General features: G+C 38.5%; 14 protein-coding genes. 5 read left to right on the top strand and 9 right to left on the bottom strand.

All coding sequences use genetic code 11. The features are described 5' to 3' along the window. Positions 1-78: 78 nt before the first annotated feature. From H1R81_RS00380 to H1R81_RS00365, 4 genes are all read left to right on the top strand, one after another. On the top strand, positions 79-1224 hold the full coding sequence (locus H1R81_RS00380) for a redoxin family protein (protein ID WP_181838685.1): 1146 nt from the start codon (positions 79-81) through the stop codon (positions 1222-1224). A 5-nt stretch (positions 1225-1229) separates the two neighbouring features. After that, entirely contained in the window at positions 1230-1715 is a 486-nt protein-coding gene (locus H1R81_RS00375) for a LuxR C-terminal-related transcriptional regulator (protein ID WP_181838684.1), read from the top strand. Positions 1716-1828: 113 nt separating this feature from the next. Next, positions 1829-2356: a DUF4199 domain-containing protein gene (locus tag H1R81_RS00370; RefSeq protein WP_181838683.1), complete on the top strand. Its 528-nt coding sequence runs from the start codon at positions 1829-1831 to the stop codon at positions 2354-2356. A gap of 87 nt (positions 2357-2443) precedes the next feature. Further along, positions 2444-3016: a dihydrofolate reductase family protein gene (locus tag H1R81_RS00365; protein ID WP_181838682.1), complete on the top strand. Its 573-nt coding sequence runs from the start codon at positions 2444-2446 to the stop codon at positions 3014-3016. Between the two features lie 58 nt (positions 3017-3074). Here the strand turns inward: H1R81_RS00365 and H1R81_RS00360 are convergent, their stop codons facing one another. The 8 genes from H1R81_RS00360 to H1R81_RS00325 all read right to left on the bottom strand — a co-directional run bounded on the left by H1R81_RS00360 (position 3075) and on the right by H1R81_RS00325 (position 10634). Continuing rightward, the gene (locus tag H1R81_RS00360; RefSeq protein WP_181838681.1) at positions 3075-4061 is read right to left on the bottom strand and encodes an MBOAT family protein; all 987 of its coding nucleotides are present in this window, start codon (positions 4059-4061) and stop codon (positions 3075-3077) included. Then, complete coding sequence (locus H1R81_RS00355; RefSeq protein ID WP_181838680.1) at positions 4062-4481, bottom strand: hypothetical protein; 420 nt, start codon at positions 4479-4481, stop codon at positions 4062-4064. A 175-nt stretch (positions 4482-4656) separates the two neighbouring features. Beyond that, entirely contained in the window at positions 4657-5634 is a 978-nt protein-coding gene (locus tag H1R81_RS00350) for a formylglycine-generating enzyme family protein (protein WP_181838679.1), read from the bottom strand. Positions 5635-5699: 65 nt separating this feature from the next. Beyond that, complete coding sequence (locus tag H1R81_RS00345; protein WP_181838678.1) at positions 5700-8159, bottom strand: bifunctional UDP-N-acetylmuramoyl-tripeptide:D-alanyl-D-alanine ligase/alanine racemase; 2460 nt, start codon at positions 8157-8159, stop codon at positions 5700-5702. A 48-nt stretch (positions 8160-8207) separates the two neighbouring features. Continuing rightward, positions 8208-8645 (bottom strand): hypothetical protein, encoded by a 438-nt coding sequence (locus tag H1R81_RS00340; RefSeq protein ID WP_181838677.1) that lies wholly within the window; start codon positions 8643-8645, stop codon positions 8208-8210. Between the two features lie 93 nt (positions 8646-8738). Next, the gene (gene coaD / locus H1R81_RS00335) at positions 8739-9194 is read right to left on the bottom strand and encodes a pantetheine-phosphate adenylyltransferase (protein ID WP_181838676.1); all 456 of its coding nucleotides are present in this window, start codon (positions 9192-9194) and stop codon (positions 8739-8741) included. A 46-nt stretch (positions 9195-9240) separates the two neighbouring features. Further along, positions 9241-10119: a DUF3822 family protein gene (locus H1R81_RS00330; protein WP_181838675.1), complete on the bottom strand. Its 879-nt coding sequence runs from the start codon at positions 10117-10119 to the stop codon at positions 9241-9243. Between the two features lie 89 nt (positions 10120-10208). Further along, on the bottom strand, positions 10209-10634 hold the full coding sequence (locus tag H1R81_RS00325; protein ID WP_181838674.1) for an NUDIX domain-containing protein: 426 nt from the start codon (positions 10632-10634) through the stop codon (positions 10209-10211). Positions 10635-10940: 306 nt separating this feature from the next. Here H1R81_RS00325 and ligA point away from each other — a divergent pair, with 306 nt between their 5' ends. After that, the gene (gene ligA / locus H1R81_RS00320; protein ID WP_181838673.1) at positions 10941-13019 is read left to right on the top strand and encodes an NAD-dependent DNA ligase LigA; all 2079 of its coding nucleotides are present in this window, start codon (positions 10941-10943) and stop codon (positions 13017-13019) included. Here ligA and H1R81_RS00315 read toward each other — a convergent pair. Then, positions 13016-13939 carry an arginase family protein gene (locus tag H1R81_RS00315; protein ID WP_181838672.1) on the bottom strand — a complete coding sequence of 308 codons (924 nt, stop codon included), beginning with the start codon at positions 13937-13939 and terminating at the stop codon, positions 13016-13018. The genes ligA and H1R81_RS00315 overlap by 4 nt on opposite strands. Between the last annotated feature and the right edge of the window lie 12 nt (positions 13940-13951).

The raw sequence follows: 13951 nt of genomic DNA, 5'->3' as shown, positions 1-13951 counted from the left end.
TCAGGTTTAATAATTTTGAAAACCAATCAATTTATTGGTAAATTTGGTTAACAATTCTACCTATCTACTATTACATCTATGAAAACATTTTTTGCTATCTTATTGATAATTACTGGTAGTCTGTCTTCTGCACAGACTGCCTTTGTAGCCGATCCACAAGCTGTTCCGAAACAACCGACACCTACTTTAGCCATAGGTTCAAAAGCCCCTGATTTCAGCTTACCCGCCGCTGACGGCAAGTATTATTCTTTGAAGGATTTTGCGTCTGCCAAAGTATTGGTCATTATTTTTACCTGTACGCACTGCCCTACAGCACAAGCCTATGAAGACCGTATAAAAGCCATTGTAACTGATTATAGAAGCAAGGGAGTATCGGTAGTGGCCATCTCTCCTAACAGCCCAATTTCATTATTGTTTGAAGAATTAGGTTATACTGACCTGAATGATGATTACGAGAATATGGCGATAAGAGCCAAAGACAAAGGCTTTAATTTTCCTTATTTATACGATGGTGATACAGAAGCTACATCTATTAAATACGGGCCTGTGGCAACACCTCATGCTTTTGTGTTTGATAGCCAGAGAATATTGAAATACAACGGACGCCTGGATGGCATTGAAAAACCAGGCCAGGCCAATGCAGAAGATTTAAGAGCGGCCATTGATGCAACTCTGGCAGGTAAAGAAGTGGCTACTCCGACAACCAAGACTTTCGGCTGCTCGGTAAAATGGGCGTGGAATACTGAATATAAAGCCAAAAATGAGAAAAACTGGGAGTCAAGGCCAGTAAATTTAGAGGAATTAGATACTGATGGTATAAAAAAATTAGTGTCTAATGATTCTGATAAATTAAGGCTGATTAATGTATGGGCAACCTGGTGTGGGCCTTGCATTTTAGAATATCCGGATTTTCTGGAGTTACAAAGAATGTATGGTGCCCGAGATTTTGAGTTTGTTTCTCTTTCGGCTGACAAAACAGATAAAAAAGATAAAGCCCTTAAATTTCTGCAAAGCAAACATTCGGGCGTTAAAAACTATATTTTCAAAGAAGATGATACCTATAAACTTATAGAAGCCTTAGACCCTAAATGGAATGGAGCTTTGCCCTATACGCTACTGGTTGAACCCGGTGGTAAAATAATTTATTCTTTACAAGGTAGTATTGAGAGTCAGAAACTTAAAAAACTGATTGTTGAGCACCCTAAAATCGGAAGATATTTTTAAAACAGATGCTTCTAAATTTCCTGATACGCAACAAGCATGTTATTATTTATGGTATTTCGTTGGCAATACTATTATTTGTTATGCGGTGGCTACAATTACGACTGATTATTTTCAATCATGCCTTTGAAATATATATAGCAGTCATTGCACTTATTTTTACAGGTTTGGGTATATGGCTTGCTCTTAAATTAACCAAACCCAAAGTAGAAATCAAGGTTGTAGAACAGGTTGTGGAAAGAGTGCATCAGGTTGAGAACACCAGTGAATTTAAGCTAAACGAAACTGCCCTTATAGAATCAGGCTTAAGCAAACGTGAATTAGAAGTACTGGAACTAATGGCCACGGGCTTGAGTAATCAGGAAATTGCTCTGAAACTTTTTGTATCTCTTAATACCATCAAAACGCATTCATCAAAGGTTTTTGAGAAATTAGATGTAAAGCGGAGAACTCAGGCTGTTGAAAAAGCCAAAAGGCTGAGCCTGATACCTTGATATACCTCATGCTTTAGTGTGAAATTTATTATTTTTTTGTAAAATCACCCGAAAGTATGAGTAAAAACCGGGTAGAAGATTTCAGTTTTGTGCCATAAACAAATTCAAATCTCATGCAGAAAATCGTTCTCACTTTTGGATTGATAGCAGGGCTTATCGTATCCACATTTATGGTATGTTCTATTGGTTATTGCTATAGTTCGGGCAATTTCGATGGCAATATAGTTGTTGGATATGCCGCTATGTTATTAGCGTTTTCACTGGTTTTTGTGGGTGTCAAAAATTACAGAGACAAATATAATAACGGAAGTATCTCTTTTGGCAAAGCGTTCAGGATTGGTCTGTATATAAGTCTGATTGCCTCAACTATTTATGTACTTGTATGGCTGGTTGATTATTATATGTTTGTACCGGATTTTATGGAAAAATATACTACACATGTAATACAGGATGCCAAAGAGAACGGTGCCAGTACGGCCGAAATTAAGGAGCAAATTAAAATGATGGAAGAATCTGCTAAACTCTATGAGACTCCGATCGGTGTAATTTTACTGACTTATATGGAAATCTTACCCATTGGCCTTGCCGTAACATTAATCAGTGCCCTGATACTGAAACGGAAGCATACCGCAATGGCATAAAGACTCGTGAATTAGCGAATGAATATGTATTATGAAAAGAAAGTAGTACCCTATAAACAACGATAGAAAACAGTAAAATAGAACTATATGAGAAAACTCATTTCATTTATGCACATATCGCTCGACGGTTTTGTTGCAGGGCCAAACGGAGAACTCAACTGGGCAAAAGTTGATGAGGAACTTTTTGATTATGTAGGTAAGCGGATAAGCAAAGGTGACACTGCATTATATGGAAGAGTAACCTATCAGATGATGGAAAGCTACTGGCCTACCGCAGGAGATGCACCAAACGCAAGCAAGCATGATATTGACCATTCAAAATGGTATAGTAAAGTTCATAAAATTGTTTTATCAAACACATTGGAAGAAGCGGATTTAAGTAATACAACCATTATCAGCGACAACGTTTCGGATAGAATCAATGAAATAAAGCAACAGGATGGGGAAGATATTCTGCTTTTTGGCAGCCCGACAGCGACTCATGCACTTATTGAACAGGGTTTGATTGATGGCTACTGGCTGTTTCTTAATCCGACTATTCTTGGAGAGGGTATTCCGTTGTTTACTAATGTGGCAGATAAAACAAAACTGAAATTATTGAATACCCGACAATTTGATTCAGGGGTTGTGGAATTGAATTATGTGGTCGATAAAGATTAGCATAAAATGGCTAAAGGTTATAATAGACAGTAGGGGCAGAATTCATAAGTCCCTACTTTTATTCAAAAATAATGACTACAAAATCGAAACCTCTATAGGCCAGTAAATCTACTAAAGGCATAACAATCCAACTAATAAACATCTGATGAAATAAGATTGGCATTGGCACAAAAAGACAGAGTAGCAGCCATAATAACCTTTTGAATTTCCCGGTATCAGGGTTAATGACATATTTCTCTACGCCCAGAATCAAGCCCGCCTGAATGATAAAATAAAGGAATGGTTTTCCATAACCATGATTTACTGGTAAACTGATGGCCAATTCATGCAATAGTCCTGAAAAAATATACGAAGTCCAGAAGGCAACTTTTTGCCCGTATCGCTTTTTCAATGGGCGTAAGACTGCAATGGTTGTTAACTCTATAAATGCCAGATTCCATCGCCTGCTCCAGAACTCCTGTAAGGTTTTTGATTTAATGGGTTTATTAAACAATGTACTCACGTTGACGCCTGCCATTCTTAATAATCCGGTATTGATATTCAATATTCCAAAATGTAGAATCAGGCTCAGGCTTATGAGATAGCAGATATTTACAAAATAATTGTTCGCAACACTCCACTCAGTATTAAAATAGTACAGACGAGCAGATGTAATCAGGACTAAGCCCATAATAATTCTTGAAATCCCTTTGAGGATATGAGCCATGTAATCAGGAAAGGGTTTGCCTGGAAAGGATTTAAAAGGTGCAGGATTCATGCCAAACCATCCATAACTGAATACAAGCCATTGGATAAATGTCAGCCGATTTGCCTTGCCTAAATGGTTATTTGTCACTACCAGTTTCATTGACCAGAAAGTGCTTACTATGTATAAAAACATTGCTGTCAGAGGGTTTGCCGGTACAAAAAAGTATTTCAGACCAATGAAACCTATTGCCATAAGCCAGCCACAAAGTGTAGGGCTAACTCTGGTATTTAACAGAATCAGATACCCCCATAATGGAATAGTGAAAATGAGGAAGTATATTATGTAAGTGAGAGCCATTTAATGGAAGTTTAGATAAGAAACCCAACCATAGACCCCAGTCAGAAATACGAATAAAGCCACTAAGCCAATTTCACCAAGTGTATAGATTAATCCTTTAGGGGCAGACTTAGTATCGAAATAGAAAAACTGAATGATGATTCTGACCAACCAATACATAAAAATAAAGATGGTGATTGATTTAGTTAGGAAACTCTTATCCAACAAAGCCTCTGCTCCCCAAAATGAAATCAATCCGAAGAACAGATTAAACGAAAGGATGTATCCGGCATAAGTCCAGAAAATCTGTTTTATCAGGTTTGAGACTTTAGTTAATTCACTTTTCCAGTCAAGCAGATATGGAATAGCCAAGCTACCGATACAAAGAATAATTTGCAGGAATCCGGCAGTTTTTAAGAAAAAAATGGGTTCGGTACTCATATTAGTTCACAGAAAAACCAAAGGTAAGCACAAAGTATATAGGTTGATAGAGGAACAAAATAAAATTTCTATAAAGATCAATATATGTAAAAAAAGAGACAAGGCAATGCCTTGTCTCTACCTTGTGCTTTATTAAAAACCTATATTTTGGGAATATTAATAAATAATTGCCCTATCAAGGAATATCTTTTGGTGGGCGAGCGAAATAGGCTTCTATTTCTTCTTTTGACGGTTCTTTTAATGGTCTTACCACTCTGAACCCTAAGAATGGTGCGTCGGTCAACCACCAGTCTGATTTTGGAATCTGTGGGTCACGTTGTTTCAAATCAGGTGTTGAAGTTCGACGGGCTGCACTACGTAGCTTATCGGGATCATCGTCCCAGTGACCTCCACGAATGACATGCGGATAATGGTTGCTTGGTTTTATATAAGGGTTATCAGCCGCTTCAGGTTTTCCATAAAAATCAGCTACATATAAATCGGAAGTCCATTCGGCCACATTGCCATACATATCATATAAGCCCCAGGCATTTGGTTTCTTCTGCCCTACTTTCTTATACGAACCATCTGAATTATCATAGAACCAGGCATACTCTTTCAGTTGCGAGGCATCATTACCAAAATAAAATGTTGTAGTAGAACCTGCACGAGCGGCATATTCCCATTCGGCTTCGGTTGGCAGGCGATAGAAATGTCCTGTTTTGGCATATAACCATTTACAAAACGCTCTTGCGGCAAACTGGGTTACGTTGCATACCGGAAAACCACTTTCTTTGCCCTGACCGAACGACATTTCTACATAAGGTTGTGTCGGGCGGGCCACCACATCTACACGTCCTTTTACTTCTGCTGTATTTTTATCATCGGCTACTTCTAATTCTTTATTAAAAAAGGTCTCGTACATCTCCCATGAGGTTTCATACTTAGCCATCCAGAAAGCATCAATTTTCACTTTATGCTGAGGACCTTCATCGTCTTTGCGGTCTTTTTCATTGGCCGGGCTGCCCATTGTAAATTCTCCGGCAGGGATTGGCATCATGTCGAGCCCATGCCCAAGGCCGGGTATGTGTTCGGTATAAGGTTTTAAATCTTCGCTACGAAAAGCTGTGAAGAACAGGAAAGTTGCGAGAACAATTAAAGATACTTTTTTCACTTAGGTTGAAATGTTTGGTTTTACAAATATAGTTACGTCTCGGACTGTTTTACAAACCCTATTGCTTATTCCTTATAAAATACCCGTTTTACCCGCTCGCTGACACCCGTCAGAATTTCATAAGGAATTGTGCTGATAGAAGAAGCCAATTCATGAATTGGCAGGTCTTTACCAAAAATTATTACTTCGTCTCCTTCTTCGCATCTGGCTTCGGTTACGTCAATCATGGTCATATCCATACACACATTACCTATCACAGGGCATTTTGTTCCGTTTACCAAAACTACTCCTACTCCTTTGCTAAAGCCCCGGTCGAAACCGTCGGCATAGCCAATGGCAATAGTGGCAATACGTGAGTCTTTCTCTAAGATGCCTTTACGGCTATAACCAATTGTCTCTCCTTTTTTCAGATGTTTAATCTGAGAAATAATTGTTTTCAGGGTTCCTACTGTCTGCAAAGATTTTTGTTCTGTTCCTGTTGCTTCAACCCCATACAAACCGATGCCTAACCTGACCATATCGAATCGGGCTTCCGGAAAACGGATAATTCCGGCTGAATTACAGATATGTCGAAGCGGTGCTTCTCCAGAAGGTAGCGCCTGGATGATTTTATCAGACATACGTTTGAAACGCTCTATCTGTGATCTGGAAAAATCGTTATGCTCACTTTCATCCGCCCCAACCAAATGGCTGAATATGGAGGCTATTTTAATAGCCGGGTTGTGTTTGAGCAATTCAATCAGTTTATCAATATCCTGCTCTTCAAAACCAAGGCGATGCATACCGGTATCCAACTTGATATGAATCTTGAAAGTAACCTCAGGAAATGACCGGATGAAATCCTGAAAACGTTTAAACAACTGAAAACTGTAAATCTCAGGCTCTAAATCATACTCAATTAGTTTGCTGAAAGTTTCAGGCTGTGAGTTAAGTACCATAACAGGCAATTTTATACCATTCTGGCGCAAAGCTACTCCCTCGTCCGGGTAGGCTACTCCTAAATAATCTACACGATGGTATTCAAGCAAACTGGCTACTTCTGCGCTGCCGCTTCCATAGGCATAGGCTTTTACCATTACCATTATTCTGGTATCGCTCCCTATTTTTCCACGATAAAAATTCAGGTTATGTGTCAGCGCATCTAAATTTATCTCAAATACGGTTCCATGTACTTTCTGAATGAGTCTTTCAACAATTTTTTCAAAGGCAAATTTTCTTGCTCCTTTTACTAAAATCAGGCTATCGTGAAACTGGTTTATAGGGTATTCTTCTAAAAAATTTTCAGTTGATCTGAAGAATATAGCATCAATATCAAAATACCTGGCATTTCTTGAAATATCCTCACCGATACCTATTAACTGATCTATTTCTTTCCCTTTTACCAGATCGGCAATACTCTTGTATAAATCTATCTCTTTCAAACCTGATTGCAGTAAATCGCTGATGATTAATATCTTATGATCTTTGGTGTGATGCTGGCTCATGAAGTTTAATGCCATGTTCAAACCTGCATAATCATTATTGTAGGTATCGTCAATGAGGTAACAGTCATTAATCCCCTGTTTTAACTCCAGGCGCATGGCAATAGGTTTCAAAGCCATTAGGGCTTCTGACGTTATACTTAAATCCTGTCCTTTGGGGGTTAACAGCAATTTGGCAAAAACACAATGTGTCGCATTTTCGATAGAAGCATCATCCGTAAAGGGAATCCTGAATTCATATTCTTCGGCATTCCAGTTGATGGCTAAAGTGGTATAAGTAGCCGATTTAGTAAAAGTGACATTAATCGGGCTTTCCTGATGTTTCGACCAACCGATAAGTTCAATTCTTGGATTAACTGCCCTCAATAAAAGCTTGATTTCTTCATCTATTTCTTCATAATCTTTGCAATAGATAAGTGTTTTGCTCCGGCGGAATAAACGCAGTTTTTCAGTAACTTTTTGTTTGCGGCTTCTGAAGCCCTCATCATGTGCAGAGCCTATATTGGTAAATATCCCAATGTTCGGGCTGATAATGGGCTCAAGGTTTTCCATTTCACCTGACTTTGAAATACCTGCCTCAAAAATACCCAGCGTATGACTTTCGTTCATTTGCCATACCGATAAACCCACCCCGATTTGTGAATTATAGCTCCTTGGGCTTTTGATAATCGTATAGTCTTTAGCTAATAAAGTACTTAACCACTCTTTCACAATGGTTTTGCCATTACTCCCGGTAATACCTATCACGGGAATAGTGTACTTTCTCCGATGTTCGGCCGCCAGATTCTGCAAGGCTCTGATGCCGTTCTCGACCAACCAGAATTTAGCCTCTGCAAAACGCTCATTAAGATCCGGGCTTGCAGCTTTTTTTTCAACAACAAATTCACGGACTCCCTTTTCATAAAGTTCTTCAATAAAATTATGTCCGTCGTGGCGTTCTCCTTTAATGGCAAAGAAAATACTCTGCTGGGGTTGAGAAACAAAACGGCTATCGGTCAACAAAACCGTAGCCCCCGTAATAATAGGTTCAGAAAAGAAATTCACTGTGTATGTTGTAGAAAAATAGCTAACAAAAACAAAAGTAAAGTAACCTTATAAAGAAGGCACCAACTCTAAATTGACAGTACTAGAAGCCTTAATAAAGCTATTATTTTCGGCTTGCAAAATGAGTTTATTATTCGATAATTCGATTATTTTAAATTCACCACCGAAACCAATAATCTGAATATCTAATATCTTATTATCATTTTTCAGATACCAGCTTCCGGCATTTTTAATCTGTTTTGAAGCTTTATCTCTACCACGAGTTACGTTATCTGAGCGAAACTCAAACTCCAAGTCGAAAATAGCCTGAGCCTGAGAACTTAGTTCATTTTGCCCTAAAGTTTTACCAGTTGGATCAGTAAAACGATCTAACTTCCAGAAATTAGCCGTAAGAATTTTAGCGGAAGCATTTACGGGCTCTTCTTTTTTGTCTTTACAGGCAAAAACAAATGAGACTATGGCAAGAACAACAAATAGTTTTTTCATTGTGAGTGGAGCGTACAAGCACGCCTGATTTAAAAATGAATCTACAAAATTAGCATTTTAAGCTTAGAACTAAAAACGCTTCGGACAAGCATTTTATTCCAAGTTGTAAGGCAAATAATCATTTACCTTCGCGCCAAACTTGTGTAATTCTCTCACAATGGTTGAGCTGATAGGCGCTAATTCAGGAGAAGTAATCAGGAAAACGGTCTCTAAGTCGGCTATCAGATGCCTGTTTACCTGCGAAATTGTATTTTCATATTCAAAGTCGGTGGTGTTTCTTAGACCCCTCAGTAGAAACCTTGCTCCGTACTTCTGGGCAATACTGGCGGTCAGGCCATCATAAGAAATAATACTGATATTATCTGCCTTATCAAATGCTTCCTTAATTTTTACTGTCATCAATTCAAGCGGAAAATAGCGGCTCTTCTGCGTATTAGTACCAATGCCAATTATCACTTCATCAAAAAGCTTTAATCCGCGCTTAACAATATCTGCATGGCCTTTGGTGAACGGATCGAATGACCCGGGGAAAAAAGCTGTTTTTTTCATGAAATGCGTGTTTGGGTTAGAGATAAATAAGCTTTTATTGTTGTACTTAATACAAATAATAAGAACAGAATAATGTATAATAGCGGTGCTCGGGAATTTGCTCAAAGTACTGGCTGAATCTTATTTTTGTAGGATTTTTTGCAAATTCAATATTTTTAAGTGTTTTGTTCAATAAGGTATAACCTTCAGAAAAAGAGGTGATTTCACCATAAAATACCACCGGCATTTCGGTTTCAAGCCCTAACTCGTTCATAATAAACAGCACATGATACACCATATCAGGAGCTGTTCGATATTGGAAACGATTACAGAAATGCAGTTTATCATCCTGAAAGTAAATCAGTGAAACATAGTTTTCTTCAAAATACAGATGCAGTCCACGATTGGTTTTATCCTTTACGATTCCTTCTATTAAAGTACTTATAACAGGTATCGGCGTAATTTTCTTTGCCGGGTACATCTCCTTTATCCAGTTTACCAATTCCTTTTCTACACTGAAAACATTCATAATACCAAAATGTGTATGCTTAAACTCAAATATCTGCTCCTGGTCGGTCAGATTCTTTCCTGCGGCAAAATTGAGGTATCGCACCACTTCGTCGGATTGATAATATTCTTCAGGAATCAACGTAAAATGATTGGAATTTACTGTCAGCCTGATAGTTTTCCAATAATTGGCAGATAAAAACTGGTGATTCTGATAGATACGCTTGACGGTACTTAATAATTGATTATGGGTCAATAATGAAAATACATGGTAATCTTCCAGCCACATTATTACATGATGAATAGAGCTATAGACGGTGAAGCGAAAACGGTCATGCCCCACTTCAATCATCAGATGGCTATCAGCTATCTGACCTACGTCAAAGCGGTCGTCTTTTATTTCAAAGCTTGGTGAAATATGGGTAATTGTGGCCTCCAAGTTTATTGTTGGATTTGGTTGTTCCTAAACAAATTGTTGTTTCCCTGACAATTTTAATAAAATTTATACGATTTCCTAAGAATTTATCGCTAAATATACATCTTCTGTAAAAAATCCCTGTTTTGCACAGGTATGAATCTTACCTCTTTTATTAGCTGGGCATCTGCATTTATCTCCGGGTCTGTTCCTTTGATTAATTCTCCTGAAAGAATTCTGACATTAAAATAAAGCTCGATTGCGTGTAGGGGCACATGAATAAACTCTCTTTTATATAAAAAGTTTTCTACCTCAATCTCAAAACCCGTTTCTTCCAGAAACTCTCTTCTCAATGCTTGTTTAACCGTTTCCCCTTCTTCCATACCTCCTCCGGGTGGTAACCATACGTCTTTGTCATTTATTACACCCTTATGACACACCATAAGCACCTGATTGTTTTCGATACAAATACCGCAAACCCGTATCCGTATCCGGTTGCCATAAAATTTTTTAGCTATTTCCTGTGTGTTGTCAATCATCAGGCATCATACAAAATTTTGCAAAGATACAGATTGGCAGCTATGTGAATGAATATGAGGTTTAAAAAATATTATCAGTACATTTCACTGATAATTTCATTAAAGGAAATGGTTCGCCCTGTATCGGTTACTAAAATAATTATTTTATTTTCATTTATGGGGTCTTAAGCCTGGAGATTCGTTAAATATCTCTCGGGTTATCAAAGGCCGGGAATTTATTCGCCGACACTTTAATTTCCTTGAATATTTCTTCTAAATTTGAACAATCAATCAAACCTTATTTCTACTCATATACCCACATACAAAATGAATCCGGCCGACAGAATTATTGAACTAACTGAAAAGCTTAATTATTATAATGAACGCTACTATATAGATAGTGTTTCAGAGATTTCTGATCAGGAATTTGATTTCCTTTTAAAAGAATTAGAAAGCCTTGAAGCTGAATATCCTGATTTAAAACAACCCGATTCGCCAACACACCGGGTAGGTGGTGCCATTACCAAAAGCTTTGCAAGCGTTGCCCACAGATACCCGATGCTTTCATTGGCAAATACTTACAGCGAACAGGAACTGATTGATTTCGATGAGCGCGTAAGGAAGGGGCTTAACGGAGAAAACTATGAGTATATTTGTGAGCAGAAGTTTGATGGAATATCTCTTTCTATGACGTTTGAAAACGGGATTTTTGTGAGAGGAGTAACCAGAGGCGACGGTGTGAGAGGAGATGATATTACGACTAATGTTAAAACGCTCAGAAGCCTGCCTTTGAAAGTAAACCCGAAAGAAGGGATTGCGCTCCCAGCTATTTTTGAAGTGCGTGGTGAGGGATTTCTGCCTTTTGCTTCGTTCGAGAAAATGAATAAAGATGCTGAAGAAGCCGGTGAAGAAAGCTATGCCAATCCGCGGAATGCAGCATCAGGGACGTTCAAATTGCAGGACTCTAAAGAAGTAGCCCGTAGAGGTTTAGATGCTTATATTTATCAGTTTCTGGCCGATCAGGAGATTTTTGCCACACATGAAGAAAGCCTGATAGCTTTAAAAAAATTAGGTTTTAATGTATCGCAAACATGGCGCAGATGCTCCACCATTACGGATGTAATGGCTTATATTAAAGAATGGGAAGAAAAACGTTACTCTTTGCCGTTGGCGACTGATGGCATTGTAATAAAACTTAATTCTTTTGCCCAAAGAGAGGAACTGGGTTATACAGCGAAAAGTCCACGATGGGCGATTGCCTATAAATATAAGGCGGAGTCGAAACTGGCTATTTTACGTGGAGTAGTTTATCAGGTAGGCCGCACAGGAGCTATTACACCCGTAGCAGAATTAGACAACGAAAAACTGAATAATAAAGGCATTCATTTATCAGGTACTACAGTAAAAAGAGCTTCATTACACAATGCAAATGAAATTGAGCGATTGGACTTAAGAATTGGTGACACTGTTTTTGTAGAAAAAGGCGGAGAGATTATTCCAAAGGTAACAGGTGTTGACCTTGCCAGAAGAGGTATGTTTGACACACAAAAGATTGAATACCCGACTAACTGTCCTGAATGCGGTGCTGAACTATATAGAAAAGAGGGAGAGGCTAATCATTACTGCCCGAATGAAAAGGGATGTCCGCCACAAATCAGAGGCAGAATAGAGCATTTTATCCACCGGAAGGCGATGAATATTGATAGCCTGGGCGAAGGGAAAATAGAATTGCTTTATGAAAAAGGTCTTATAAACGATGCCGCAGATTTATATAGCCTTACCTACGAACAGCTATTTGGCCTGGAAAAAGTAATTGAAGATAAGGAAACAGGCAAGGTCAAGAAAATCGGGTTTAAAGAGAAGACCGTGCAGAATATATTAGATGGTATTGCGAAATCGAAAGAAATGCCATTTAAGCAAGTGCTTTTTGCCATTGGAATCCGCTATGTAGGGGCAACCGTTGCTGAAAAACTGGCAAGTTTTTTCAAGAATATTGATGCCATAAAAAATGCGCCCTACGAAGAACTCAGAACTGCCCCTGAAATAGGCGATAAAATTGCCCTGAGTGTATTAGAGTACTTTCAGAATGAAGATAACCTTCAGTTCATAGAACGACTACGCGCAGCAGGGCTACAACTCACCGCACAAAACGAAGTAAAAGAGATAGAAGGCGATGCCCTTACCGGCAAGACATTTCTATATACCGGAACATTCGAGAATTTTGAGCGGGAAGCATTGGAAATTAAAATTGAAGCCAATGGCGGTAAAGTAGTAAGTGGTGTATCAGGCAAGTTAGATTATCTGATTGTTGGCGATAAACCGGGTTCTTCCAAACTCGAAAAAGCCAAGAAACTGAATGTGAAAATGATTTCAGAAGCTGAATTTCTTGCGATGTTAGAAGGTTAAATCTGACTGAACAAGTTTACCAGTTCATCAACCAGTCTTTTTCCGATACTCATGTCAGAGTCCAGGTCAGGATCATAAATGGTTAACTGAAACCCTGTTACGAGCCCTGACTGTAGAAAGGTTTTCAGTAGGGTTTTCAGTTCAGTATAAGATAAACCATCTTCTTGCGGGGAATCAACCGAAGGCATAATTTCGCTATCCAATACATCTGCATCGACGTGCAGCCAGACTCCCTCTACATTATTTTTCTGTAGTTTTTTGATAAATTCAGTGGCAGTCTGAATAATTCCTTTTTGGCGGAGTAAAGGCAAATCAGCACTGAAAATATCTGTATTATAAAAATTACCATTAAAAGTTTTATCATAGCAGCGGTTAGCGAACTGGGCAGTATTGACTTCGGTTACATAAGGTTTCAGGTTATCTATATTTGTAATGGCGTTATCTCCTATGCCTGTAACAATCGCCAAGTCCATGCCTGCTGCTCCACCAGTTGATGAACTGATTTTAGCAATGGCATAATCGGTATGCCCATCTATATGTAACAAACCATAATTACCAGCCTTTTTTAGTGCCAGCATACTTCCAATCAGAATACTGCAATCGCCGCCAATCACAATCGGAAATTGATTATTCTCTACGATTTCTTTAATCATCTCAGCCAGTTGCCTGCTATAATTAATCAAATCTGGCAGATTTCTTATACCTGTTTCAGCGTCAATTTTACCTATATAAACCGGAGGAACGATTGTATATGACTGGCTGATATTGAGTCTTTCTCTGAATAAAAGTTTCTCGAAAACCAAGGTTGCTTTTCTTGCACCCGGCCCATCTTTATCGGCATAAGGCATGCACTTAAGCCCCAGATTAGAGGGAGCTGAAACGTAGACTACTTCTTTGTTATGAATGTGTCTGGGTTGCATACAGGAATCATT

This window comes from Emticicia sp. BO119 (assembly GCF_013912375.1).
In the GTDB taxonomy this organism is placed as follows: domain Bacteria; phylum Bacteroidota; class Bacteroidia; order Cytophagales; family Spirosomataceae; genus Emticicia.
This window is presented reverse-complemented; position numbering and strand designations above follow the sequence as displayed.

Coding starts and splice junctions, on each gene's coding strand:
- H1R81_RS00340 (WP_181838677.1), bottom strand. CDS start 8,645: ATGAAAAAACTATTTGTTGTTCTTGCCATAGTCTCATTTGTTTTTGCC.
- H1R81_RS00365 (WP_181838682.1), top strand. CDS start 2,444: ATGAGAAAACTCATTTCATTTATGCACATATCGCTCGACGGTTTTGTT.
- H1R81_RS00325 (WP_181838674.1), bottom strand. CDS start 10,634: ATGATTGACAACACACAGGAAATAGCTAAAAAATTTTATGGCAACCGG.
- H1R81_RS00315 (WP_181838672.1), bottom strand. CDS start 13,939: ATGCAACCCAGACACATTCATAACAAAGAAGTAGTCTACGTTTCAGCT.
- H1R81_RS00355 (WP_181838680.1), bottom strand. CDS start 4,481: ATGAGTACCGAACCCATTTTTTTCTTAAAAACTGCCGGATTCCTGCAA.
- coaD (WP_181838676.1), bottom strand. CDS start 9,194: ATGAAAAAAACAGCTTTTTTCCCCGGGTCATTCGATCCGTTCACCAAA.
- H1R81_RS00370 (WP_181838683.1), top strand. CDS start 1,829: ATGCAGAAAATCGTTCTCACTTTTGGATTGATAGCAGGGCTTATCGTA.
- ligA (WP_181838673.1), top strand. CDS start 10,941: ATGAATCCGGCCGACAGAATTATTGAACTAACTGAAAAGCTTAATTAT.
- H1R81_RS00360 (WP_181838681.1), bottom strand. CDS start 4,061: ATGGCTCTCACTTACATAATATACTTCCTCATTTTCACTATTCCATTA.
- H1R81_RS00375 (WP_181838684.1), top strand. CDS start 1,230: ATGCTTCTAAATTTCCTGATACGCAACAAGCATGTTATTATTTATGGT.
- H1R81_RS00380 (WP_181838685.1), top strand. CDS start 79: ATGAAAACATTTTTTGCTATCTTATTGATAATTACTGGTAGTCTGTCT.